This window comes from Parabacteroides sp. PM6-13 (assembly GCF_029892605.1).
Lineage (GTDB): Bacteria > Bacteroidota > Bacteroidia > Bacteroidales > Tannerellaceae > QVMG01.
Window position 1 is genome coordinate 1 of the sequence record NZ_JARXWF010000020.1, and the last position, 23,394, is coordinate 23,394.

General features: G+C 48.6%; 15 protein-coding genes and 1 tRNA gene. 6 read left to right on the forward strand and 10 right to left on the reverse strand.

Annotated features, from left to right (window positions below):
- Positions 1-178: 178 nt before the first annotated feature.
- Both M2134_RS14745 and M2134_RS14750 read right to left on the reverse strand, forming a co-directional pair.
- Positions 179-1,363, reverse strand: coding sequence for an ATP-binding protein (locus tag M2134_RS14745; protein WP_280752351.1), 1,185 nt, complete (start codon positions 1,361-1,363; stop codon positions 179-181).
- Positions 1,364-1,618: 255 nt separating this feature from the next.
- Positions 1,619-1,689: transfer RNA gene (locus M2134_RS14750), tRNA-Cys, on the reverse strand.
- Positions 1,690-1,886: 197 nt separating this feature from the next.
- Between M2134_RS14750 and rfbC the strand changes: the two genes are divergently transcribed.
- The 4 genes from rfbC to M2134_RS14770 are packed head-to-tail and all read left to right on the forward strand — an operon-like array spanning position 1,887 to position 6,543.
- Positions 1,887-2,441 (forward strand): dTDP-4-dehydrorhamnose 3,5-epimerase, encoded by a 555-nt coding sequence (gene rfbC, locus M2134_RS14755; protein ID WP_280752350.1) that lies wholly within the window; start codon positions 1,887-1,889, stop codon positions 2,439-2,441.
- A gap of 19 nt (positions 2,442-2,460) precedes the next feature.
- The gene (gene rfbB / locus M2134_RS14760; RefSeq protein WP_280752349.1) at positions 2,461-3,603 is read left to right on the forward strand and encodes a dTDP-glucose 4,6-dehydratase; all 1,143 of its coding nucleotides are present in this window, start codon (positions 2,461-2,463) and stop codon (positions 3,601-3,603) included.
- Positions 3,604-3,629: 26 nt separating this feature from the next.
- Positions 3,630-4,151, forward strand: a complete 522-nt coding sequence (locus M2134_RS14765; RefSeq protein WP_280752348.1) for a hypothetical protein — start codon at positions 3,630-3,632, stop codon at positions 4,149-4,151.
- Positions 4,152-4,194: 43 nt separating this feature from the next.
- Complete coding sequence (locus M2134_RS14770) at positions 4,195-6,543, forward strand: transglycosylase domain-containing protein (protein ID WP_280752347.1); 2,349 nt, start codon at positions 4,195-4,197, stop codon at positions 6,541-6,543.
- Between the two features lie 20 nt (positions 6,544-6,563).
- On the opposite strand, the gene ybaK is transcribed toward M2134_RS14770, so the two are convergent.
- The 3 genes from ybaK to M2134_RS14785 all read right to left on the reverse strand — a co-directional run bounded on the left by ybaK (position 6,564) and on the right by M2134_RS14785 (position 10,595).
- Positions 6,564-7,049 (reverse strand): Cys-tRNA(Pro) deacylase, encoded by a 486-nt coding sequence (gene ybaK / locus M2134_RS14775; RefSeq protein WP_280752346.1) that lies wholly within the window; start codon positions 7,047-7,049, stop codon positions 6,564-6,566.
- Between the two features lie 4 nt (positions 7,050-7,053).
- Positions 7,054-9,180 carry a Tex family protein gene (locus tag M2134_RS14780; protein WP_280752345.1) on the reverse strand — a complete coding sequence of 709 codons (2,127 nt, stop codon included), beginning with the start codon at positions 9,178-9,180 and terminating at the stop codon, positions 7,054-7,056.
- Between the two features lie 200 nt (positions 9,181-9,380).
- Entirely contained in the window at positions 9,381-10,595 is a 1,215-nt protein-coding gene (locus M2134_RS14785; protein ID WP_280752344.1) for an ectonucleotide pyrophosphatase/phosphodiesterase, read from the reverse strand.
- Positions 10,596-10,861: 266 nt separating this feature from the next.
- Here M2134_RS14785 and M2134_RS14790 point away from each other — a divergent pair, with 266 nt between their 5' ends.
- Together M2134_RS14790 and M2134_RS14795 are read left to right on the forward strand one after the other, a co-directional pair.
- Positions 10,862-13,567, forward strand: a complete 2,706-nt coding sequence (locus M2134_RS14790) for a carboxypeptidase-like regulatory domain-containing protein (protein WP_280752343.1) — start codon at positions 10,862-10,864, stop codon at positions 13,565-13,567.
- A gap of 24 nt (positions 13,568-13,591) precedes the next feature.
- Positions 13,592-14,908 carry a hypothetical protein gene (locus tag M2134_RS14795; protein WP_280752342.1) on the forward strand — a complete coding sequence of 439 codons (1,317 nt, stop codon included), beginning with the start codon at positions 13,592-13,594 and terminating at the stop codon, positions 14,906-14,908.
- Positions 14,909-14,990: 82 nt separating this feature from the next.
- Here the strand turns inward: M2134_RS14795 and M2134_RS14800 are convergent, their stop codons facing one another.
- From M2134_RS14800 to M2134_RS14820, 5 genes are all read right to left on the reverse strand, one after another.
- Positions 14,991-16,292 carry an ATP-binding protein gene (locus tag M2134_RS14800; RefSeq protein WP_280752341.1) on the reverse strand — a complete coding sequence of 434 codons (1,302 nt, stop codon included), beginning with the start codon at positions 16,290-16,292 and terminating at the stop codon, positions 14,991-14,993.
- Positions 16,293-16,306: 14 nt separating this feature from the next.
- Positions 16,307-17,680, reverse strand: a complete 1,374-nt coding sequence (locus M2134_RS14805) for a sigma-54 dependent transcriptional regulator (RefSeq protein ID WP_280752340.1) — start codon at positions 17,678-17,680, stop codon at positions 16,307-16,309.
- Positions 17,681-17,730: 50 nt separating this feature from the next.
- Positions 17,731-19,212, reverse strand: a complete 1,482-nt coding sequence (locus tag M2134_RS14810; RefSeq protein ID WP_280752339.1) for a TolC family protein — start codon at positions 19,210-19,212, stop codon at positions 17,731-17,733.
- A gap of 201 nt (positions 19,213-19,413) precedes the next feature.
- Positions 19,414-21,060 carry a sialate O-acetylesterase gene (locus M2134_RS14815; protein WP_280752338.1) on the reverse strand — a complete coding sequence of 549 codons (1,647 nt, stop codon included), beginning with the start codon at positions 21,058-21,060 and terminating at the stop codon, positions 19,414-19,416.
- A gap of 82 nt (positions 21,061-21,142) precedes the next feature.
- On the reverse strand, positions 21,143-23,377 hold the full coding sequence (locus M2134_RS14820; protein ID WP_280752337.1) for an endo-1,4-beta-xylanase: 2,235 nt from the start codon (positions 23,375-23,377) through the stop codon (positions 21,143-21,145).
- Positions 23,378-23,394: the final 17 nt, after the last annotated feature.

Below are 23,394 nucleotides of genomic sequence, written 5' to 3' on the forward strand. Positions count from 1 at the left end.
TTTAGCAAATAAGAGAGTCGAAAATAAAACAGACTGAACACAAGGATTTTACAATCTGAACGATGTGATTCTTCGATTTTAGTCGGTTAGTAGTGCTTTTCAATAATCGTTTCAAGTAGTTGCTGGACTTTAAACGGCAACATCATTTTAACTAAATTATCTTCCATAACTGAAAAATTTAGAACAACTTCCTTATATCCATCAAGAAGAAATCTTCAACAGCTATACCACCATCACCGACAATAAATGAGGATTGAGGATTAAATAGTTGTCTGAATTTATCCAATCCTTCTGTTTTTTTCTCCGCATTGCTCTTGACTTCAATAGCTACTACGGAACCCTTCTTCCGCAGAATGAAATCTACTTCATCATTGCGTTCACGCCAGTAGAATACCTCAAAACGATGAATAAATGCTTGGCTGACGAGATAGGCACCGATACCCGATTCAAAAATATGTCCCCATATTTTACGGTCAAGAATAGCTTGTTGAAAAGTGAATGAACTATACACCATTTTCAATGCGTTATTGTAAACTTGCAATTTGGGAATACTTGCTTTTCGCCTTGCCATATCCATACTGAATTTCTGAAGTCCGCAAAGTAGTCCGCTCTCATCCAGCAAATTGATGTACCCTGCCAAAGTTGCCGTATTACCCGCATCTTGTAACGAACCAAGCATCTTATTCAAAGAAAGCAAGCTCCCTGAGTAAGCTGCTCCTAACTCGAATGTTTGACGAAGCAAAGCAGGTTTGCTTATGGGAGTATCCATCAAAATGTCTTTATTGATAGTTGCGTCAATAATGGATGATTGGATATATTGCTGAAAACGGTCATTATCATCAATTAAAGAGGCAGCACCGGGATAACCACCGTAGAACAGATATTGGTCAAGCGAGAAACCGAAACATTCTTTCATTTCTTGATAGCTCCAGTGGCTCATGCGGATTTCTTCGAATCGTCCAGCCAATGATTCTGACAATCCCTTTTCTAATAGTACGCGACTGCTACCAAGAAGCAACACTTTGATGTTGCGGTCATAGAATGTATCATCGTCCCACTCTTTTTTTACGACTTCACTCCAGTTCGCAATTTTTTGTATCTCATCGATGACAAGAATGATGCTGTCCTGTCCTTTACTCTCTTTCAAGCTGCGAACCGCTGCCCAACAATTGGAAATCCAAGCACTATTCGTAGCCGGAACATTGTCGGCAGAAAAGAACTGATAAGGAGCATCCAAATCTTTTAATACTTGCTTGACTACTGTCGATTTACCTATCTGTCGAGCACCCATTACGACCTGAATAAACCTTCGCTGCTCTTCAATCCTATTCTTAATTGTTTGATATTCTGCCCTTTTGTACATGGTCTTACATTTTACGCAGTGGGGTGCGTATTTCTACGCAGTGCAAATATAATAAATACATTTGGGTTATAATAACACATCTCCATAACTTATATGATTCATACAAGTAGCTGGGGCTTTCGTAGTAAAGGCTACTGGATTAACTCACTTACAGAATCCAAAAAAGTGGGAACAAAGTGGGAAGAATTTGCGAAATTACTCCAAAAGAAAAACCGCCAAACATCTGATTTGTTGATGCTTGGCGGTTTGCGATTGAGGTTCCTGGCGGATTCGAACCGCCGTAGACGGTTTTGCAGACCGGTGCCTAGCCACTCGGCCAAGGAACCTTTTTGCTTTTGCGAGTGCAAAGTAAGGGAATAAATTTGGAATGCGCAAATATTTGAAACGATTTGTGGGAGGAGGGGTGACTTATCCTGAAATTGCTTTGACTTATTCTGAAAGGGGGAATTCGGGGGCTTTCCGGCGGATTTGTTGTTCATTTCGGGAAAAAGACGTTACTTTGCTTTTCTATTGAGATGATTATATGAAATATACAGAGACGGATATACCCGGCGTGTGGATTATGGAACCGAAGGTGTTTGCGGATGCGCGGGGTTATTTTATGGAAAGCTTTAAAAAATCGGACTTCGAGGCGCATGTCGGGCGGGTCGATTTTATCCAGGAAAATGAATCGTATTCCACGAAAGGGGTATTGCGCGGCTTGCATTATCAACTGGCTCCCTATGCGCAGGCGAAATTAGTGCGTGTGATACAGGGCGAGGTGTTGGACGTGGCGGTAGATATCCGTGTCGGTTCTCCAACGTTTGGAAAACATGTGGCTGTCGTTCTGTCGGGCGATAATAAGAAGCAGTTTTTTATTCCGCAGGGATTTGCCCATGGCTTTAAGGTGTTGAGCGAAACAGCTCTTTTTCAGTATAAAGTGGATAATCCCTACCGACCAGATCAGGAAGGGGGTATTCTTTTTTCAGATCCGGCGATCGGTATCGATTGGGGTCTGGTTGAGGAGGAGGTTATTCTTTCGGAAAAAGACCGCTTATTGCCCCTGTTGCGTGAGGCAAAACTAAATATCAACTATTGATTTATCAAAAAGAAATTGTATGAAAACGTACCTCGTTACCGGAGCTGCCGGTTTTATCGGCGCGAACTTCGTGAAATATATGCTGTCGACTTACGACGACATTCGTTTGATCGTATTGGATCTATTGACCTATGCGGGCAATCTGGCGACGATAGCCGATGATGTCGACGGCGAGCGCTGCCTCTTTGTGAAAGGGGATATCGGCGACCGAAAGCTGACCAATAGCCTTTTTGAGCAATACGCGATCGATTATGTGGTCAATTTTGCCGCCGAGAGCCATGTGGATCGCAGCATTGAAGATCCGCAGCTTTTCCTTGTAACGAATATCCTGGGAACGCAAAACCTATTGGATACGGCGCGGGCTTACTGGGTGACCGGAAAGGATACCGGAGGCTATCCAACCTGGCGCGAAGAGGTTCGTTTTCATCAGGTGTCGACCGATGAGGTCTATGGCAGCCTGGGGGCGGAAGGCTATTTCACGGAAGAGACGCCGCTGGATCCGCATAGCCCCTACAGCGCTTCGAAAACAAGTGCTGACCTTTTTGTGAAGGCCTATCACGATACTTATAAGATGCCTGTAACGATCAGCCGTTGCTCGAATAACTACGGGCCTTACCATTTCCCGGAAAAGCTGATTCCGTTGATTATCAAGAATATTCTGGAAGGAAAGCAATTACCGGTGTATGGTGACGGCACGAATGTGCGCGACTGGCTGTATGTAGAAGACCATTGTAAAGCGATCGATCTGGTGATCCGCCACGGTCGGGAGGGTGAGGTCTATAATGTAGGCGGTCATAATGAAAAGCAAAATATCGAAATAGTCAAAGAGATTATCTCCACCATACGGCAGATTATGCTGGTAGAGCCTCATTACCGTCAGGTATTGAAAAAGAAGGAGCTCGAACCGAACGGAGAGATCGCTATCGACTGGATCAATGACGATCTGATCTCGTTTGTCAGAGATCGCCTGGGGCATGACCAGCGTTATGCCATCGATCCGGCGAAGATCACCCGTGAACTGGGCTGGACGCCTGAAACCTCTTTCTCGGAAGGGATAGTGAAAACGATCCGTTGGTATTTAGACCATCAGGCATGGGTGGAAAATATTACCGGCGGAGAATATATGCGTTATTACGAACAGATGTATAAAGCCAACGATTAATTATTAATTAAAAAAAGAAGATGAGTATGAAAAGATTGAATTGGAAAGTGCTTTTTGCCGCTTTGTGTATGGTAGTGTCTTTTAGCGCGTGCGACGGCGACGACGATAAAAATAACGAGCAGGCTTTGCTCCAGGGAACATGGATTGTAGAAAGTTTTCCGACGGATAATGAAGCGTTAAACGCGTTGTGCCCGATGGTGTCCACCTTTATTAATCTGGATCAGACCACCTTCACCTATACGGCAGATGGCAAACTGAATATCCATCTGGTGCCTGCTAATGGTGAGGCGTCGGACTATGCGGCGACGTATGCCTTGGGCGATAAAAAACTGACGCTGCAGGTAGAGGCTTATCCGCTGACGTTAGATGTTGTTTCTATCACCGAGAAAACAATGAAACTGGAAACGACAATCTCGCCTCAGATGCTGGCCATTCTTATGTTGACTATTCAGGAAGCCTATCCGGAAATCGGGGGTATGTTGGAAGGTCTGGTGGGCGACAGCCTTGAAAAAGGGTTGAAAATAACCATTAATCAGGTGAAAAAATAAAAAAGCATTCCATACCTTTGCTTCTTCATTATTCAATAAACAAATGGCATCAAAGACAACAAAGATCATAATAGGCTCTGCATGGGCGTTGTTTTTTCTCGCAGTTCTCGTTGTAGTAATCCTGTTTTCCGCCATAGCCAAAGGCTCGATAGGCTATATGCCTCCGGTGGAGCAGTTGGAAAATCCGATTGATAAATATGCCTCTCAGATCATTGCGGCAGACGGAAAACTGTTGGGTAGTTATGCGCTTAGCGATGACAACCGCATTCATGTCAACTACGAAGACCTCTCCCCGGATTTGGTTAAAGCGTTGATAGCAACGGAAGATATCCGTTACGCAGAACATAGTGGGATCGATGCCATCGGACTTTTCCGTGCGATCGTGAAGCGCGGCCTGTTGTTTCAGAAGAGTGGAGGAGGAGGTAGCACCATCACCCAGCAGCTCGCCAAGCAGCTCTATTCGCCGACAGCCGGCAATAAGTTGGAGCGTGTGTTTCAGAAGCCGATCGAGTGGGTGATTGCCGTCCAGCTGGAGCGTTTCTATACGAAGGAGGAGATCATCAATCTGTATCTGAATAAGTTCGACTTTCTCTATAATGCCGTCGGGATTCAGTCGGCCTCGCGCGTCTATTTCAGTAAAACGCCAGGCACGCTGAAAACCGAAGAAGCGGCTACCCTGGTGGGGATGTGTAAGAATCCTTCTTATTACAATCCGGTGCGCCAGGTAGAACGCACCCGCGGACGTCGTAATGTGGTGTTGGAGCAGATGTATAAAGCTGACTACCTCACTCGCGCCGAATGCGATTCCCTGAAGGAATTGCCGCTGACGACCTATTTTACCCGTGGGGATCATAAAGAGGGATTGGCGCCTTATTATCGGGAATATCTGCGCATGAAGCTAACGGCCAAGAAGCCCGATCGTAAGAACTATATGGCCTGGCAGGCTCAGAAGTTCAAAGAAGACTCCACCGCTTGGGTCAATGATCCGATGTATGGCTGGTGTAATAAGAACAAAAAAGCCGATGGCTCTAATTATAACATCTACACAGACGGTCTGAAAATCTATTCAACCATCGACTCCCGTATGCAGCAATATGCCGAAGAGGCGGTGAAAGAACATATCGGTGACTATTTGCAAGGTGCCTTTTTCAAAGAGAAGAAAGGACGTTCGTACGCGCCGTTCTCCAGCGACCTGAAGAAGGAGGAGATCAATAATATTATGAGCCGCGCAATGAAGCAATCGGAGCGTTACCGGGTGCTGAAGAAGGCGGGCTTGAGCGAGAAAGAGATCGCAAAGAACTTCGAAGAGCCTGTTGAGATGCGTGTGTATAGCTGGGCAGGTCCTGTCGATACGCTAATGTCGCCCCTTGATTCCATCCGTTACCATAAGAGCTTCCTGCGTACCGCCTTTATGTCGATGGAGGCCCGTACCGGTCATGTGAAAGCCTATGTGGGAGGGATTGATTATAACTACTTCCAGTATGATATGATTAATGGAGGACGCCGCCAGGTCGGCTCGACCATTAAGCCCTATTTATACTCTTTGGCCATGCTCGAAGGCATCAGTCCCTGTGAGCAGATGCTGCATGTCGAACAAACCCTGCTCGATGAGAACGGAAATCCCTGGACACCAAAGAATTCAAGCAAAGAGAATGTTGGAGAGATGGTGTCGATTCAGTGGGGATTGCAGAAGTCATCCAACTGGGTAAGCGCTTATCTGATGAAGCGCCTGTCGCCATACGCTTTTGTGCGCTTGCTTCATTCGTTCGGATTGCAGGACGAGATGGATCCGGTTGTCTCTATTTGTTTGGGAACTCCTGATGCGTCGGTGGGTGAAATGGTGACCGGTTATTCCGTTTTTGCCAACCGGGGATTGCGGGTTGATCCGCTTTATGTGACGCGTATCGAAGATAGTTATGGGAATACAGTGGCTAATTTCACGCCCAAGATGAGCGATGTGTTGACCGAAGATGCCTCTTATAAGATGATTCATTTGTTGCGTAATGTGATAAACGCCGGTACGGGTAGCCGTGTTCGTTTCCGCTACGGCATTCAGGCCGATATGGGTGGGAAAACCGGTACGACACAGAACCACTCCGACGGTTGGTTTATGGGCTTTACGCCGAGCCTGGTCGGTGGTGTCTGGGTAGGAGGGGAGGAACGATCCATCCGCTTCGACCGGATGAGCGAAGGGCAGGGAGCCAATATGGCCTTGCCGATTTATGGTCTCTTTATGCAGAAGGTATATGCCGACAAAACACTTGGATATAGCCAGGACGAGAAGTTCGAGATTCCTGAGCAATATCAGGATCCGTGTAATACCCAAAGAGAGTCCGGCGAACAGCCTATCTTTGTGCCCGATTCAGGGGGAATCGACCGGATGTTTGAATAATCCTCATTAAATATCTGCTATTACAGAATAAGCCCGGCTATGGTAGCTCGGGCTTCTTTTGTTAAATCTCCGGGCTGTATCATGATCTGCAAGCCCCGTTGCCCGGCGCTGACGTAGATATGGCTGTAGTCCATGGCCGTTTCGTGGATATAGGTCGGGAAATGCTTTTTCATACCGATCGGCGAACAGGCACCCCGGATATAGCCGGTCAGGGGAAGTAGTTCCTTCATCGGGATCAGATCGCATTTTTTGTTGCCCGATACCTTGGCCGCTTTCTTCAGATCCAATTCGGCCGCACCGGGAATGATGCAGACAAAGTAGCCCGATTTATCGCCGTGAAGTACCAGCGTTTTGAATACCTGATCGACATTCTCGCCTAATTGCGCGGCTACATGCACGGCGCTCAGGTCGTTTTCGTCCACCTCGTAGGGGATCAGTTCGTATCGGATGTTTGCCTTATCCAATAGGCGCGCCGCGTTGGTCTTTTGTATCTTCTCCTTTGCCATCGCGTTAGATTCCCTTCATCGATAGTTGCACACGCTTGCGTCCCAGGTCGACACTAAGCACCCTTACCTCGACATGCTGATGGATCGATACTACCTCTGTTGGGTCGCTCACGAAACGGTCGGCCAGTTCCGAGATATGCACCAGCCCGTTTTCCTTGATGCCCACATCGACAAAGCAACCGAAATTGGTGATATTGGTCACGATACCCGGCAGGCGCATTCCCTCCCGCAGGTCTTCAATCGTACGGATCGTCGGGTCGAAGGCAAACACTTGGATTGCCTGGCGGGGGTCACGCCCCGGTTTGTCCAGCTCCTCCATAATGTCTTGCAGGGTCGGCATGCCGGTTTTCTCTGTGATATAGTTTTCCAATTTCAATTGTTTCTTCAGTTCTTTGTTGGCAATCAGTTCCGAAACCGTACATTTCAGGTCTTTAGCCATTCGTTCAACGATCGCGTAGCTCTCCGGATGCACGGCGGAGTTGTCCAACGGATTATCCCCTCCCTGAATGCGCAGGAAGCCGGCGCATTGTTCAAACGCCTTTTCTCCCATGCGGGCTACGTTGCGGATCTCTTTTCGTGTGCGGAAAGGACCATGTTCTGCGCGGTAGTTTACGATATTCTGTGCCAAGGTCGGCCCCAGTCCCGATATATAGGTCAATAGGTGTTTGCTAGCCGTATTCACATTTACGCCCACCAGGTTGACGCAGCTTTCGACCGTCTGATCCAGGCTTTTCTTCAGCGCTGTCTGATCCACATCGTGCTGGTATTGCCCGACGCCGATGCTTTTCGGATCGATCTTCACCAGTTCCGCCAGCGGATCCATCAACCGGCGACCGATACTCACCGCCCCTCTCACCGTTACATCGTATTCGGGGAACTCCTCGCGCGCCGTTTTCGATGCCGAATAGATGGAGGCACCGTTTTCGCTCACTACAAACACCTGCACTTTCCGGTCGTAGCGTATGCCGGTGATAAACTGTTCCGTTTCGCGGCTGGCCGTTCCGTTGCCGATTGCCATGGCTTCTATGGCGTAGGTCTCCACCAGATGCGAGATCTTCGAGGCCGCTTTACTCTTTTCGTTCTGCGGCGGATGGGGATAGATGGTTTCGTTGTGCAACAGATTGCCCTGCGCGTCTAAGCAAACCACCTTACATCCCGTGCGATATCCCGGATCGATCCCGAGCACCCGTTTCTGTCCCAACGGTGCGGCTAACAATAACTGTCGCAGGTTTTCCGCGAACACACGGATCGCCTCTTCGTCGGCCTTCGCTTTGCTGAGGTTGGCAAATTCGGTTTCTATAGAGGGTTTCAATAGTCTTTTATAGGCATCATCGACCGCCTTCTCTACTTGATCGGATGAGGCACCTTTGCCTTTCACAAACCGTTTGTATAGGCGTTCGCATGCCTCTTCGGCATCCGGTGAGATAGCGACCCGCAGGATCCCTTCCGCTTCGCCCCGGCGCAGCGCCAACAGGCGATGCGAGGTGCAACGCTTCAACGGTTCGCTAAAGTCGAAGTAGTCGCGGTATTTCGCGCCTTCCTCCTCTTTTCCTTTGACCACCTTGGAGGAGATGGCTGCCGTGTGGGTGAAGGTGTTACGGATCGTGTTACGGGCTGCTTCGTTTTCATTGACCCATTCCGCGATAATATCCCGCGCACCTTGTAGCGCCTCTTCCGCGTCTTTCACCTCACCCCGGACAAACGCGTAGGCGCGGTTCTCCGGATCCGGTTCGTTTTGCAACATAATGATCTTGGCGAGTGGCTCCAACCCTTTTTTGCGGGCAATCTCCGCCCGGGTCACCCGTTTGGGTTTGTAGGGGAGGTAGATGTCTTCGATTTCCGTACTGTCCCAGGAGTCTTCGATGCGTTTGCGGAGTTCCGGCGTCAGTTTCTCCTGTTCTTCGATCGATTTGAGAATCGCCTCTTTGCGTTTTTGCAGTTCGGTTAGTTTGTCCAGGCTGTCTTTGATCTGCCCGATCTGTACCTCATCCAATCCGCCGGTCACCTCTTTGCGGTAGCGGCTGATAAAAGGGATGGTAGCTCCCTCCTGCAATAACTGGATGGTTTTCTCTATCTGGCGAACAGGTATCTGTGTGTTTTTTGAAATAAGCTGATGAATAATCTGATCCATGTGAATATCGTTTTTTTAGCGAAGCAAAGATACTATAAATTAATAGCGGAGCATTTCGGCCGTAGCCCCATTTTTTTTATTCTCACCCGCATGAGAATTTTTTCTCACGCGGGTGAGAATTTTTTTTCACGGTTTTTTAAGGGCTGAGAAAAAATCCTCAAGGGCAAAAAAAACGTGAGACAAAATGGGTTTGTTCGATCCTATTTCAGTAAGCCGGCGACCTCCTCTTCCGTGCCGTCGTTGGGGGCGGGTTGTAAATCGAGTAGTTTACAAATCAACAGATATAGATTGACATTGGCAATAGCCGGCAGGCGTTCCCCGCTCTTGAAAGAGGGACCGGCGGCATAGAAGATGGCTTGCATCGTGGGCACGTAGTTGTCATAGCCATGGGCGCCACCAAGACGGGGGGAGCTGTTGGCGCGAAACTGCACATAGGTGCCGATCTTCGGAATCACCACCAGGTTGCTTATCCGCGGATGGGTGCCGTAATGGTATTTCGCGGGGATTTCCTCTTTTTTATAAACCTCAATATTAGGCACATGCTGCAATATCTCGTAAGCTGTTTCGCGATAGCTCTCTTTGGTGTACAACAGGGTCGGCACGCCGTCGAACACATAATCGAAACTATCCCGGGGCAGGTAGTCGTTCAGGTTGACATAGTTCTCCGGGTAGTAGGTGCCCATGCCATGGTCGGAAAGCACCATAAAATCGATGCGGTCGAAAATATCCAGCTGTCGCGCTTCGGTGAAAAAGTAATTCAATAGCTGATCCAATTCTTCTACCATACGTATCGTGGCGCTTGAGTCGGGTGTCGCGCTATGGCCGATCGCGTCAGGCTCTTCGATGTACCACATCAAGAGACGTGGGCGCTCCTCCAGGGGTAACCGCAGCCACGCCAAGACCGAATCGGCGCGGTTCCGGAAGGATACGCTGCTGGCGAAGGGCTTCCAGATAGAGGGCTGACGGCCGTTGACAGGGGTTTCACTGCCTACCCAATAGAAATTAGCCGCTTTCACCCCTTGTCGCTCGGCGGTGTTCCAAATGGGCTCTCCGCCGTAGAAGTCGGGATTAGACACCGCTTCCCGGTTACCGATCGTATAGATCTTATCGAGGTCTTCGGCATAAAAATAATTATTGATCAAGCCATGATGATCCGGATGCAGCCCGGTTGCCATCGCGTAATGGTTGGAAAAGGTGACACTGGGAAAGCAGGGACGGAAATCAGCGCGTACTCCAACCCGGGCAAGTGAATCCAGGGTAGGGGTGTGTGCCATCTCCGGATAATCGGAACGGAAACCATCCAGCGAGAGTACTACGACATAACGGTCGGCTTTAGCATTTTTGGGTGAATTCGCACAGGAAAAATGAAAAATGGCGCAAAAAGCCAAACATACAAAAATGATTATATTTTTCATACACACCTTTTTACTTAAAGAGAGGCAAAGTTGTGCAAAGATAGTGAAAGCCGAACGCAATGTCAAGCTTGCTTGAATATTGCTAAGGCGCATCCTATCTTATGCAAAGATAATGAAAGCGCCTCAGCCCTCTCTCAGAAAGGGTGAATAATTTACATTTTAACAGCCTCTACCACTGAAAGAATTAAAATACTCGCTATATTTGCATTGCTAAAAAACAAAACCGTTATTTTGCAAAATATTAACTATAAAACAGTAGACATGGTATGAGAAAACATGTAATCCATTTCTTTTTAGTAGCTATTTTAACTATATTTTGTGCGAATGGTCTCCAGGCACAAACCGTAGTTAATGGGATGGTGATCGATGCGGAGAGTAATGAGCCTTTAGTGGGCGCTACGATTTTGGAAAAGGGAACAGCCAAGGGGGCGGTTGCCGATGTGGATGGAAAATTTGAAATCACGGTGGCTCCCGGAGCTACCTTAATCTTCCGTTCTCTTGGGTACAAAGATATTGCCCGCACGATTGCCGGATCTGCCAGTATTGACTTAGGCACCATCGCGTTGGAAATCGATGCGATCGGGTTGGCCGACGTGACAATCACTTCTTCTATCGCTATCGATAGGAAAACACCGGTAGCTATGGCTACTGTAACACCGCAGATCATCGACGAACGACTGGGTGTAAAAGAGTTTCCGGAAATATTGAAACTCACGCCGGGCGTACATGTCACCCGCGATGGTGGCGCTTTTGGCGACGCGAAGGTAAACCTCCGCGGCTTCAAATCGGAGAACGTAGCGGTGATGGTAAACGGAGTGCCCATGAACGATATGGAATGGGGCGGTGTTTACTGGAGTAACTGGGCCGGACTGGCCGACGTGACCCGCTATATGCAGGTGCAACGCGGACTGGGTTCTTCCAAGGTTTCTTCGCCTTCCGTGGGCGGATCAATCAATATCGTGACCCGTACGATCGATGCCAAAAAAGGCGGTTTCGCCAGTTATACGATGGGCACGGACGGTTATAACAAACTATTGTTCTCTGTATCTACCGGCTTGAGCAAAACAGGTTGGGCGCTTACCCTGATGGGTGGCAAAACATGGGGCGACGGTTATGTGCAGGGAACAGAGTTTGAATCATATAACTACTTCCTGAGTATCGCCAAAATGATTAACGATTCTCATCAGATCTCATTCACCGGATTTGGCGCACCTCAGGTTCACAACCAACGGGGTAGCTACGATGGTTTGACCATCAAAGGATGGCAGCAGATGCAGCAATATATGCCGAATGGCGACCTGTACAGATACAACGCGACCTACGGCTTCGGAAAGAATGGCGAACGCATCACTTCGGCAAAGAATAAATACCACAAACCGCAATTATCCCTCAACCATATGTGGCAGATAGACATGAAATCATCGTTGAGTACGGCGTTGTATATGTCGATCGGCGACGGATGGGGACTGCGTGGTGAAGGGTCTGACTCTTCGATGGCCAACGGTTGGTATGGCGTAAGCAACGGCGTGTTGAATACAAAATACAGAAATGCTGACGGTACCTTTGCCTACGATCAGATCCAGGAGATGAACGAAAACAGCACGAATGGCTCACAAATGATTCTGGCGTTGAACAAGAACCAACATCGTTGGTATGGACTTCTCTCGACCTATGAACGCGAATTGAACGAGAACCTGAATATCTCCGGAGGTATCGATGCCCGTTATTATAAAGGGATGCATACGGCAGAGATCAGCGACCTGATGAATGGTGCCTACTATGTGGATGCGCGCAATCGCTCCAATGTATTGCCGGAAAACAATAGCGCGGCCAAAAACACCTCTTTCCTGAAAGAGAAACTAACGGTAGGCGACGTGGTGTACCGCGATTACGACAGTCATATCATCCAGAGCGGTCTGTTCGGACAGGCGGAATACACCTTGGGTGGCCTTAGCGCGTTTGCTTCCGCTTCGGTAAACGAATCAACCCAGTGGCGTTACGACCGTTTCTATTATGACGAGAACCATGCCAAATCGGGAACCGTGACCAATTGGGGCTTCAACATCAAAGGGGGTGCCAACTACAACTTGAACGACTATCATAATATATTTATGAATATCGGTTATATCAGCCGCGCTCCGCAGTTTAATGGTGGCGTGTTCCTGCAATCGACCACGAGCAATGTCATCAACAAAGATGCTTTGAACGAAAAGATATTCAGCGTGGAATTGGGGTATGGTGTCCGCACCTCTTTCCTGTCGGCCAACCTGAACCTCTATCATACGAACTGGAACGATAAGACCATGGCTCGCATGGGTGATTTCAGCGATAAGACTGACCGCTACACGGTGAATATGCAGGGTGTCGATGCCATCCACCAAGGATTGGAGATCGACCTGGCTGCTCATCCTTTCACCTGGTTAGACATTACCGGTAGCTTCTCTATGGGCAACTGGCGATGGAACGGAACTGCTACCGGTTATTTCTATAATTCAGCCGGTCAGCCGATCACGACTGATTATAAGGTAGCCTCCGGTGTTGGCGCTTCCGATCATGCCAAATCGACCTTTAAAATGGATGGCGTGAAGGTTGGTGGCTCGGCACAGACCTCTCTCTCTGCCGGAATCAAGATTAAACCGACCAAAGACATCAGCTTCGGTGCCGATTGGTTCTTCACCGATCGCAATTATGCTGACTGGACACCGATCAATAACGACCTGAAGCTTGGTGGCGAAACAACGTATGAAAAACCCTGGAAGATTCCATCGGCTCATGTGTTCGACCTCTATGCCAGCTATTCTTTCCAACTGGGAGGTTTGTCATCCTCTGTCAGCGGAAATATATCGAACCTGTTCAACCAGGAATACATCGAAAGCGCTTACGACGGATCGTCACATAGCTGGACGTCGGCAACGCGTGTATTCTACGGCTTGGGACGTGAGATGTCAGTCAAGTTCAGAGTTAATTTCTAACCCCCTCAAAAAGAAAACAGGATTATGAAAAAGATCAATCTATATATAAGCTTACTGGCCATCCTTTTGCTGGCCGGATGTGACTATAACGAAGAACATTTCAGCGGTTACGACAACAATCTGGTGACAGATGTGATAGCGTATACCGGCGAATATACCGGCGAATACCCCGACGCGGGCTATTTCACCGACCGCACCTCCTTAACGACGGCGGTAGACAAAATGCTGAAAAGCATTTACCTCTACAACGATAAGAATTCGACAGCGAAAGTCTCTATTCTCTATGGAGAAAGCACTCCCGGTTACTCATTGCCTAAAGAGGACTATAGCCTGAAAGCTGAAGACTATGATTCGATGGGGAAAGAGGCGGGACAACCCGGTGAACACGATTACTTCGATGCATCGATGGACGTAAACGGTTACCTGATTGACTTTGTTACCAAGAAATATGCCGGTTTAGCTGTAGGCGATATCGTGACTATCTATTACCTCTTCAACGAGGCGGACGGCAAGAAAGAAACCCTTTCCGAAAGCTTTAAGAAAGAGAACTATGGTTGGGACAAAACAGAATTGAACAGCTTTACGGCTAATTACTACTATACCCTTATTGCGGATGATTACAAAGAGATGGGTAATGGCGCGAATGAACCGGGCGAAAAGGGCTATTTCACATCGGCTATGAATATCGATGGCTACCTGGGCTCCTTCCTGCGTATGCAGTATCCGTATGCGATTGCTGAAAAAACGGCAGTCGTTGTCTATAATTATTTAGAGAAGGGTGCGGTGATTACCAAAACATCTGTGTATGAATTCGACGGAACGAACTGGAACAGTTACGACCCATACGCGCCGGTTATGACGGTTACGACCAAAATCGCCGATATGAAATACGACGGATCCAATTGGAGTCTGAACCTGTTGATCGGCGGCAGCGTAGAGGTGACCATCAAAAAAAATGAACTGCTCTACCTGATCGAGTGGGTAAAGAACAACAAATATGCCTACTGGATAGACGATCTGAATGAGTTCTATTACGGATCTGCTGCTAAATGGGGTGAGGTGAATAATAACTATTCCAACTGGAGAGACAAAGATCCGAACAAAGAATATACCTCCTTGTCGGACGATCAGCTTCAGGCGCTGATGGATAAAAGAATATCCGAAGGCTTTGCCTCTCATGTATTGCCGGCTCTTTATTCCGATCCTAACCCGGAATTGAGCTATGATGTTTCCTATAATGTGTACAGAGGCAACAGAGCCGGCTGGAATATCGTTTCATTTATGTACGATAAGGACAAGAAGGTATTCTACGAAATCGCGGCTCCGGCTAAGAAAAGATAGGCTTGTAAGCTATACGATAAAACCAAAAAGGGAGATGACCGATACAAAGTCATCTCCCTTTTTATTTTCTATAGGGTCGCCCTCAAGTGAAAAGAATACGGAAACGTGTCAAGCCATCGGGATAGGTACGCAAGGAGAAGGTGCAATTCAATTTTTGTAGAATCTCGCGGATAACAGTCAGGCCGATACCCTGTCCATGCGGCTTGGATGAGAAAAACGGGGTGAATAGTTTCGCTTCCGTCTCTTTATCGATTCCTTTGCCATTATCGATTACCTCCAGGCTGACCGGAGAAGCGGTGGTTCGTATCTCGATCATTCCGTCCGCTTCGATCGATTCCGCCGCATTTTTAATGATATTCAATAACACCTGGTCGAACAGGGTTTTATCTAAAAAGACCATGGGAGAATCTTCTGCCAGATTCATCCGGATATCAATGTTGGTATTACGGCAGATGGTCTCCATAAAACGTTTGCTACTCATCACCACTTCGTTCAGATTATACGCGAGGCATTGCGGCTCAGGTATGCGAACGACATCCGCAAAATTGGTAATGAAGTCGCTCATCCGGTAGCAACGCTCGATAGAAATGCGTAATACCTCGTTTATATCCTCCATATCATTCATCTCACGAAACGTACTGGCGAGCGTATCCAATGTGGAGGTAATGCCGGCGGTGGTGTTGTTCACCTCGTGCGCGATCATGCGGATCACCTTTTCATATGCCTTCTTTTCCGCCTTAAACACCTCCTGGGTAAGCGGCTCTATCAAATAGAAAGAGCGGTGAAATCCCCGGTCTATAAAGGAAGAATGGGTACACCGGTAGATATTGGCATCATTCAATCGGATGGTTTCCGCTCCATACAGGGGTAGTTCCATCAGTTCTGCCGCCAACGGGGAGTCTAGATCCGTCAGGCTTTTCCCGACAAGCGTCTCCTCTTGCGTATTATGCAATATAACCCCTGCCGCCGGATTAACCGATTGTATCTTCCCATCCAGATCGAAGATCACGACCCCCAAAGGCGAGGCATTGATCAGGAGATCCAGAAAATGGTTCTGTTCGCGAAGGTGCAACCGCTCGTTTTTGAGCTGCTCCATCATTTTATTGAATACCTCTACCACCCTGTCGGCTTCGGCCTGCCCCACGAGGCTAAGCCGCGAGCTGAAGTCCTGCTCGCGCAACAATTCCATCCCGTTGCCGATGATATGTAAAGGCTTGATGATTCTCCGATAGAAAACGATCAGATAAACGACGGTGACCAGGATAGCGCCCTCAACCACAAAGAAGAGCCAACGGGTGGAGGAATAAAAGGAGAAGTAGGCCAATACGCCCAACACCGCCAATAATAGCCCGGTCAATATCCAGAATAGTCCTTTTATCCTCATGCGCTTTGTTTTTGTTAGGGCTTGTCGGGCGACAGGCCATATTTCTCCATGCGTCGATATAAGGCAGCCCGGCTGATACCCAAGGCAGAGGCCACATGCGAAAGATTCCCTTTGTAATCGTCTAATGCCTGGAGAATGGTCTGTTTCTCTATCTCATCCAGGGTCATGCCGCTTAAGGTATTGGCGGCCTGCTGCGTTTTCTCGCTACCTGCCCCTGTCTGCGCTTTCAAATCGCTTGCCTGCAACAAAGGCTTTCCCGAAACAAGAATCGTACGCTCGACCAGGTTTTTTAGTTCACGGATATTACCCGGATAGGGTTGTTGTTGTAGCCATGACAAGGCTTCCGACGAGAACTCCACCGGTGGAAGACCATTTAGGGCGGCTTGCTGTTCGGCAAAATAGCGAGCCAACAGCGGGATATCCTCCTTCCGCTCGCGAAGAGGCGGAAGATGAATCGTAATCAGATTGATGCGGTAGAAGAGATCTTCGCGGAAGCTACGCGCGGAGACCATCTCCCGCAAGTCCCGGTTTGTTGCGCTCACCACCCGTATATCCACTTTCCGTGGCCGGCTGTCGCCCAATACTTCGAAGGTCTGATCCTGCAATACCCGGAGCAGCTTCACTTGGCTCGACAGCTCCAGGTCGCCTATCTCATCCAGAAAGATCGTGCCATTGTCGGCCATTTCAAAGCGTCCCTTCCTGTCCATATAGGCATCGGTAAAGGCTCCTTTCTTATGACCGAACATTTCGCTTTCGAACAGGCTATGGGAGAGTCCTCCCAGGTTGACCTTCACGAAAGGATTCTCTTTGCGGAGGCTATGGGTATGGATCGCTTCGGCAATCAGTTCTTTGCCCGTACCGCTTTCACCAGTGATCAGAACCGACGCGTTGGTAGGGGCTATCCGGGAAACAGTGCCTAATATCTCTTGCAGCACGGGACTTTTCCCGATAATCTTCTCAAAAGAGACCGACGCCTCGTTTTCCATCTCTTCGGAAGAGGTCGGCCGGGCATCTTTCTGCGCACTCAATTCCAATGCCGTACGAATGGTATTGAGAAGCACCAGGTTGTTCCATGGTTTGGTAATAAAATCAAAGGCGCCCGCTCGCATGCCCTGCACGGCCAGCGTGATCGAGCCCCAGGCCGTCATCAGGATAACGGGCACATCCGGATGGAATATCTTGATTTGTCGCAACAGTTGAATGCCCTCTGCCCCTGTGGTGGTCAGCGTGAAATTCATATCCAGGAGAATAAGTTCCGGCTTATAGGCGCGAATGGCTTCCAACGCCTCCCGCGGACCTGGCACCGCCTCCGGTTGATATCCGGCGCGTTTCAATAAAAAAGCCAGCGAGGAGCGGACTACTGTATCATCGTCAACAATTAGTATCATAGATTGAAATAAGTGATTCAAAGATAGAGAATTCTTTCTACCCGACGGCATTAGTGCAAAATAATCTCTTCAAAGTCGGCATCCAGCGTCCTGTCGTTCAGGAAGTCATACAGGGTAACGCTCCGGAGATTATAGTAATAACTCCAATAGGCATAGAGCTCCTGAATATGATTCAACCGCGCATTGTCTTTGGAGTTTTGCGCGTCGTTCAGATCCAGGATATTGATCTGCCCGATCAGGAAAGTCTCGATCGATGTGTTATAACGCTTTTCCGCCAGGATATCCACCTGGGCGGCAATCTCCAACTGGGTTGCCTGGTTGTTGAAGTTTTCTACTAACAGGAATATATCCTGATTGAAATTCATTTGTTGCTGACGTGTGCGCGACAGGACGACCTCCCGGTTTGACTCGGCAACCTTCACCTTTCCTTTGCGTTTTCCCCAATCCAATAGCGGAATAGAGACACCTACCTCCAGGATCTGGTTGTCGGTGAGCCCCCGGTAGGCGTCGGCCATCATCTTATCTTTCCCGGTATATCCGATAGAGGCAAACAGGCTGATATTTCGCTGGTTGCCTTTCGCAGCCGCCACAGCATAATCCGCTTCCAGGTGTTGCCGCAGGATTTTTTTCGCCAGTTTGTTGTTCTCCTGTGCCTTTTCTAATACCTTCTGATATTCTATATGTACGGCAGGTGCCGTCTCCGGCAACAGCGGCTCTATCATATCCTGTTCGCTCAAGCCCAGGAAAGCGCGCAACTGAAACATCGCCGCGTTCCACCTCGACTGCGCGTCGGTACGGTTGGCTTTTGCCTGAAGCGCGGCCTGCTGCAAGCGCATAAGCTCCGTTTCCGAAATATGGCCGATCTCACGGCGCGCCAGGGCTATATCATACAGTTTCTCGGCATTCTCCAGGTTTTGCTGTGCATTGCGCAGGCTTTCGCGTGCTTTCAACAGAGTGAAGAAATAGTCAATTGTATAAAGCGTAACCATCTCGACGCTTTCGATATAAGCGGCTTTGGCTTCCTGGTAGCGTACGGGCTCGATTTTTCGTTTCCATTTCTGGTCGTTCACCCCAAAGAGTGGCTGTTTCAGGGTCAGCCCGACGGGTACACTCATATACTCATTGTAGGCACCTGCCCCCAGTTGCCGGGTGAAGTCCAGGGAGGAGTTCAGGGAGATCTGTCCTCCGGTCAGCGCGATATTCTGCGTCACAGAGAGCTCGCCAAACAAGCCCATGGAATTGTCGCGCACAAAGGTGTATGACCCGTCCGGTTGCTGGTATTTATTGAATCGCTGGTAATAGCTGGGCAAACTACCGGTGAAGGTGACTTCCGGCAACTGATCGGCCTTATGCGTGCGGTATTCCCAGTAGGAGGTTTTCAATTCATTCAATGCTACAGCCGCATCGACCGACTGCACTTGCGCCAATAGAATCGCCTCTTTCAGCGTAAGCTGCATCCTGTTCTCCGGCTCTTGCGCGATAAGCGAACAACCCAAGAGCAGTAATCCTATTAATATGCCTGTTTTCTTCATCTTTTCTCTCTTTTACCCGGCTATGGGCAAAACCTATGCCAAAAGGCTAAGTGTTTGATAATGCGTAGGATGTTGCTTTGTGTATTGTCCGAAAATGAACACTTTGTCCGTTTTCAAAAAGCACTAAAAGAAAAGATCTCAGCTTGGGAGTGCCCCAAGCTGAGATCTCAAAAAGGTATCTATGTTACGTTTTACGTAAGATTAATAGCCTAAGATTGTAAGCATCTGTTTCGCATAGCGTCTTCCCAGTTCTCTGTAACCGGCAGCATTGAAATGCAGGTTGTCTCGTGCTACGTCGCAATCAGCCGAAGAGATCACGTAGCTGTTGGGGTGAACCTCCGGCAAGGTGTTGATAATCTCATTCATCGAAGCGCAAACGCCTCCCTGCTTTTCATGCACCACTTCGCCGGCAAGCAGCGGAACAGAGTTGGGATCCAGTTTGAGATCCTGGAGCAGGCTGTCGTACACCGCTTTCACCTTTTTAGGCCATTCCTGGTCGCCGGTATTCGATTCGCCCTGATGCAACAGGATGCCTTTGATCACGCCACCCTCTTGTTGCGCCTTCTGGGCTAACTCTATCAGGCGAGCGTAGGGGTTCCCGTCGTATTCATTGACCATATTCTTCAGCCAGTCGGGCGATTCGTTTACATAGGCCTGGTAATTCTCCTTATCGAACAGTTCGATCTTACAGCCCCCTACGGCTACGTTGATAACGCCCACTTTGATATGCTCAGGCAATTCCGCCACGAGGGTTCTTCCGAAATAATCAACAGGGGTAAGTCCGGTGCGACAGCGTGCCAGCGGAGGCACAGCTTTATACCATTCTCCTTTCACGCGTCCACGATCCGAACAGTCTACGGCTTGCATCACCTGGAAACGTTTATTGACGCCAATGGTGTCCTGCGCTTCGATCCGGGCATTTCCTTCCATATTCGACTGTCCCAGGCAAAGATAGACATGAAACTCTTCTTTCGCAGGCTTCTGGAACTCACGCGAAACAAACGGCAAACAGGTGTAGAGAGCCGAATGCCAGTATTCCCAATCGTGTCCTCCGTCGCGGATACGGAACTGGCAGGGGATACCCGCCTGGCGCATCGCACGGAAAAATTCGATGTTTCGGTCGAGCAGGAAGTCGTCGTCGCCACAGTCAACAAACCAGGAAACCGAACGAAGTAGCGCTTTGCGTGCCTCGTCGGCCTTTTGTATATATTTTACACAGCTGTTGTCGATCACCGAGCGAGTCAGTTTCGCCATCGGTCCGTCAGCCTGGTTCACAGGAGCAGCTCCCACTTCGGGAATGTCCATCAGGGCGCTCATCGCATAAACGGCGCTGAACTTATCGGCATGGAGCTGTCCATATCCGGCTGCACCACCGCCACCCATCGAAAGACCTGCTACGGCACGATGTTGTTTATCGCCAATCACCCGGTATTTCTTTTCTACGTGAGGCAGAAACTCGGTGAAAAAGAAGGTTTCGTAATCCCAGTCCGGCATATTGTAATAGCCATTCTGTACCACATTGGGATCACCACCGCCGGCGTCGGGTGTGATAACGATCATTTCGCAGGCTTCTCCGCTGGCGATTAATCGATCCATCACATCTTTGACACGTCCGGGACCGGTCCAATCGGTATTGTTACCCCACATGCCATGTAAAAGGTAAAGCACCGGATAGGTCTTGCCTTTGTTCAGATCAAACCCCTGAGGGAGTAATACATTGTATGCCCGCTTGGCATTCAACACCTGGCTGTAGATCGTATCGGTCACCACCCGGCTTTGATAAGGAGACTGCGCCTTTACGGATAATACACAGAGGCATAGGGCTATGAAATAAATGATTCTTTTCATAATGTACGATTGCTTATTGATTGATATCCAAAAATAAACAGAGGATCCGAAAACCCTCTGTTTATTAAGTGTTATTATATTATTATTTCCCGGATAAAGCATCCGCAAAGCCGGCATAGGTATGCTTACGGCTATAATTCAAATCCCATAGGCCGACAGGTTCGCCGCCTCGCCAGCTGGAGCTGGCAGGGCTATCGGTAGCAGCCCATTGCGTGATACCATAGCGTTGGGCAGCCGGAACAAGCTCAAAATATTTCTGGATGATGAACTTGTAGAAACCCGCCATCGCCAGGTGGTGTTCTTCTGTCATATCCTCTGTTTTGATACCTGTGCCAAAGGCTTTCTCCGTGATACCCATATCCAATTCGGTGATCTTGATCAGTTTGCCGGTTGCTGCCAACAATTTGAACATATTCACAATCGCCTCTTCCTGGCTCTTTTGAGCGGCCGCGTCCATGATGTAGCTTACGTGCATCTGTGTACCGATACCGTCGATCTTCGTTACGCCATCCGATTCCCATTGCTCAATCCATTTCACCATACTCTTGGCTTTACCGTTGCCGTCCCACCAGGATTCGAGGTTATAGTCATTGATAAATAGTTTCAGATCCGAAGGATTACCTCCGCTTTCAGCAAAATACTTGCGCGCCAGTCTTACCGTGGTGCGAACATACTCGTTATCACCCAGGTAATCTTGCCAGTAGAAGTTGTTGTCAGGATCGCTGCTGTTGGATGCCGATTGCAGGTCGTACTTGCCATCGCCATTACCATCGGCTCCCGATATAGCCTCATTCACCACATCCCAAGCGGTTACGTAACCCTCACAGGCGGTCATCATACCGGCGATCCATCTGTCCATAGCACCGTTCAATGCTTCGGCTTTCTCTTCGTCGGTGAGTGGGATGGTATTGCCAGACTCTTGTTTTTCGAAGACGATATCATCAAAATAATAGGTTGTAGCTTCCTTAGACTCCGACAGGTTGAAAGCAATCGTAGTCATGCCGTTCTGATCCGTAATAACTCCGGAGTTCTTATATTCTTGCCATTCGGTCGTTACATTGGGTGATCCTACCATAGACCAGTGTATATAATCACCGGGAGATCTATGTGCCTGTGAGCTGATTGTCGCAGGCTTGCTGGCTCTAACCTTCATGCTGAAGTTATACGCTTCGCCAGTTACAAAGGTATGAGGTACCTTGACAAAGAATTGGGTATCCCATGCATTGGTCGGATTGTCGCCTGATTGAACCACAATCGCGCGTCCGACACCGTCAGCACCCGTACCTGCCGCGCCAAAGGTAGCCGCTTTCGGACCATTCGTCTTTTCTGTTGCATAGAAACTAGATACATCGTCGCTTTCGCAGTTGCTATTGCTTACCAGGTTCACCCAATAGGTGCTTGGTCCTGCAGCCACATCAGCGATACCAAAGGTGTAACTATGCCATCCTGGCTTGCTCCAACCTGTCAGACTCTCTTCGTCAAAAGAAGGATTGGCGATCAAATTCTCATCACTTCCTGTGGCTTTCAACGATAAATCGTCGAAGAAGAGTTCTCCTTCAAATGTACCAAAGCAGAAGCGAAGTCTGTCAATGCCTACTCGGGGAGTAAATGTAACAGAAGCATCTCCCCATTGTTCGCCGGCTGCAAAGCCAGGCAAATAATGTGTCTCGGCACCACTTTTCATGCCCGGCCAGAAATTGACATTGGTCGCTTGGGTCGCTTTGATGCGCATGCTGATAGTGTATTCTTGACCGGCAACCAATGGGGCAACCGGATCATAATAAATCTCACTATCCCATACGTTGGCTCCCTTCGTAGGAACAACCATACGTAATGCCGGGTTCGCATCGTCCGGATCTACCTCGATCTCTTTATCCGCAAGCAGACTATTCAGATACTTATTATTCTGCTGTGCATGCCAGGCCAGGGTATGTCCATAGATAGATACGCCACCGGCTTTTGCTGCCTGCACAAAAGCAATCACATTCGAGAAGTCCATCGAACCATCGTCTTTCACGTTCGAGGCGTACTTCATCGCATTGCCTGCGGTCAGTTCGTCGAAGTTGGAATTGGATAGACGGTACACCAATCCCTCTTTCACGTAATCACTCACGCCAACCCCGGAACCCAACTTAAAGTTGGGATCCGTACTCCGGTTGACATAGGTTTTCAATGCCTCATACTCATTGAGGTATTCCATTCCAGCAATGGAAGCCGGCTTCGCTACATCATATTCCAATGCGGAATCATCCACACAGGATGTGATCGCCATACTTGCCAGAACGAAAGCTCCTAAAATATATTTTGTATGTTTCATATCTTTTTAATTTATCG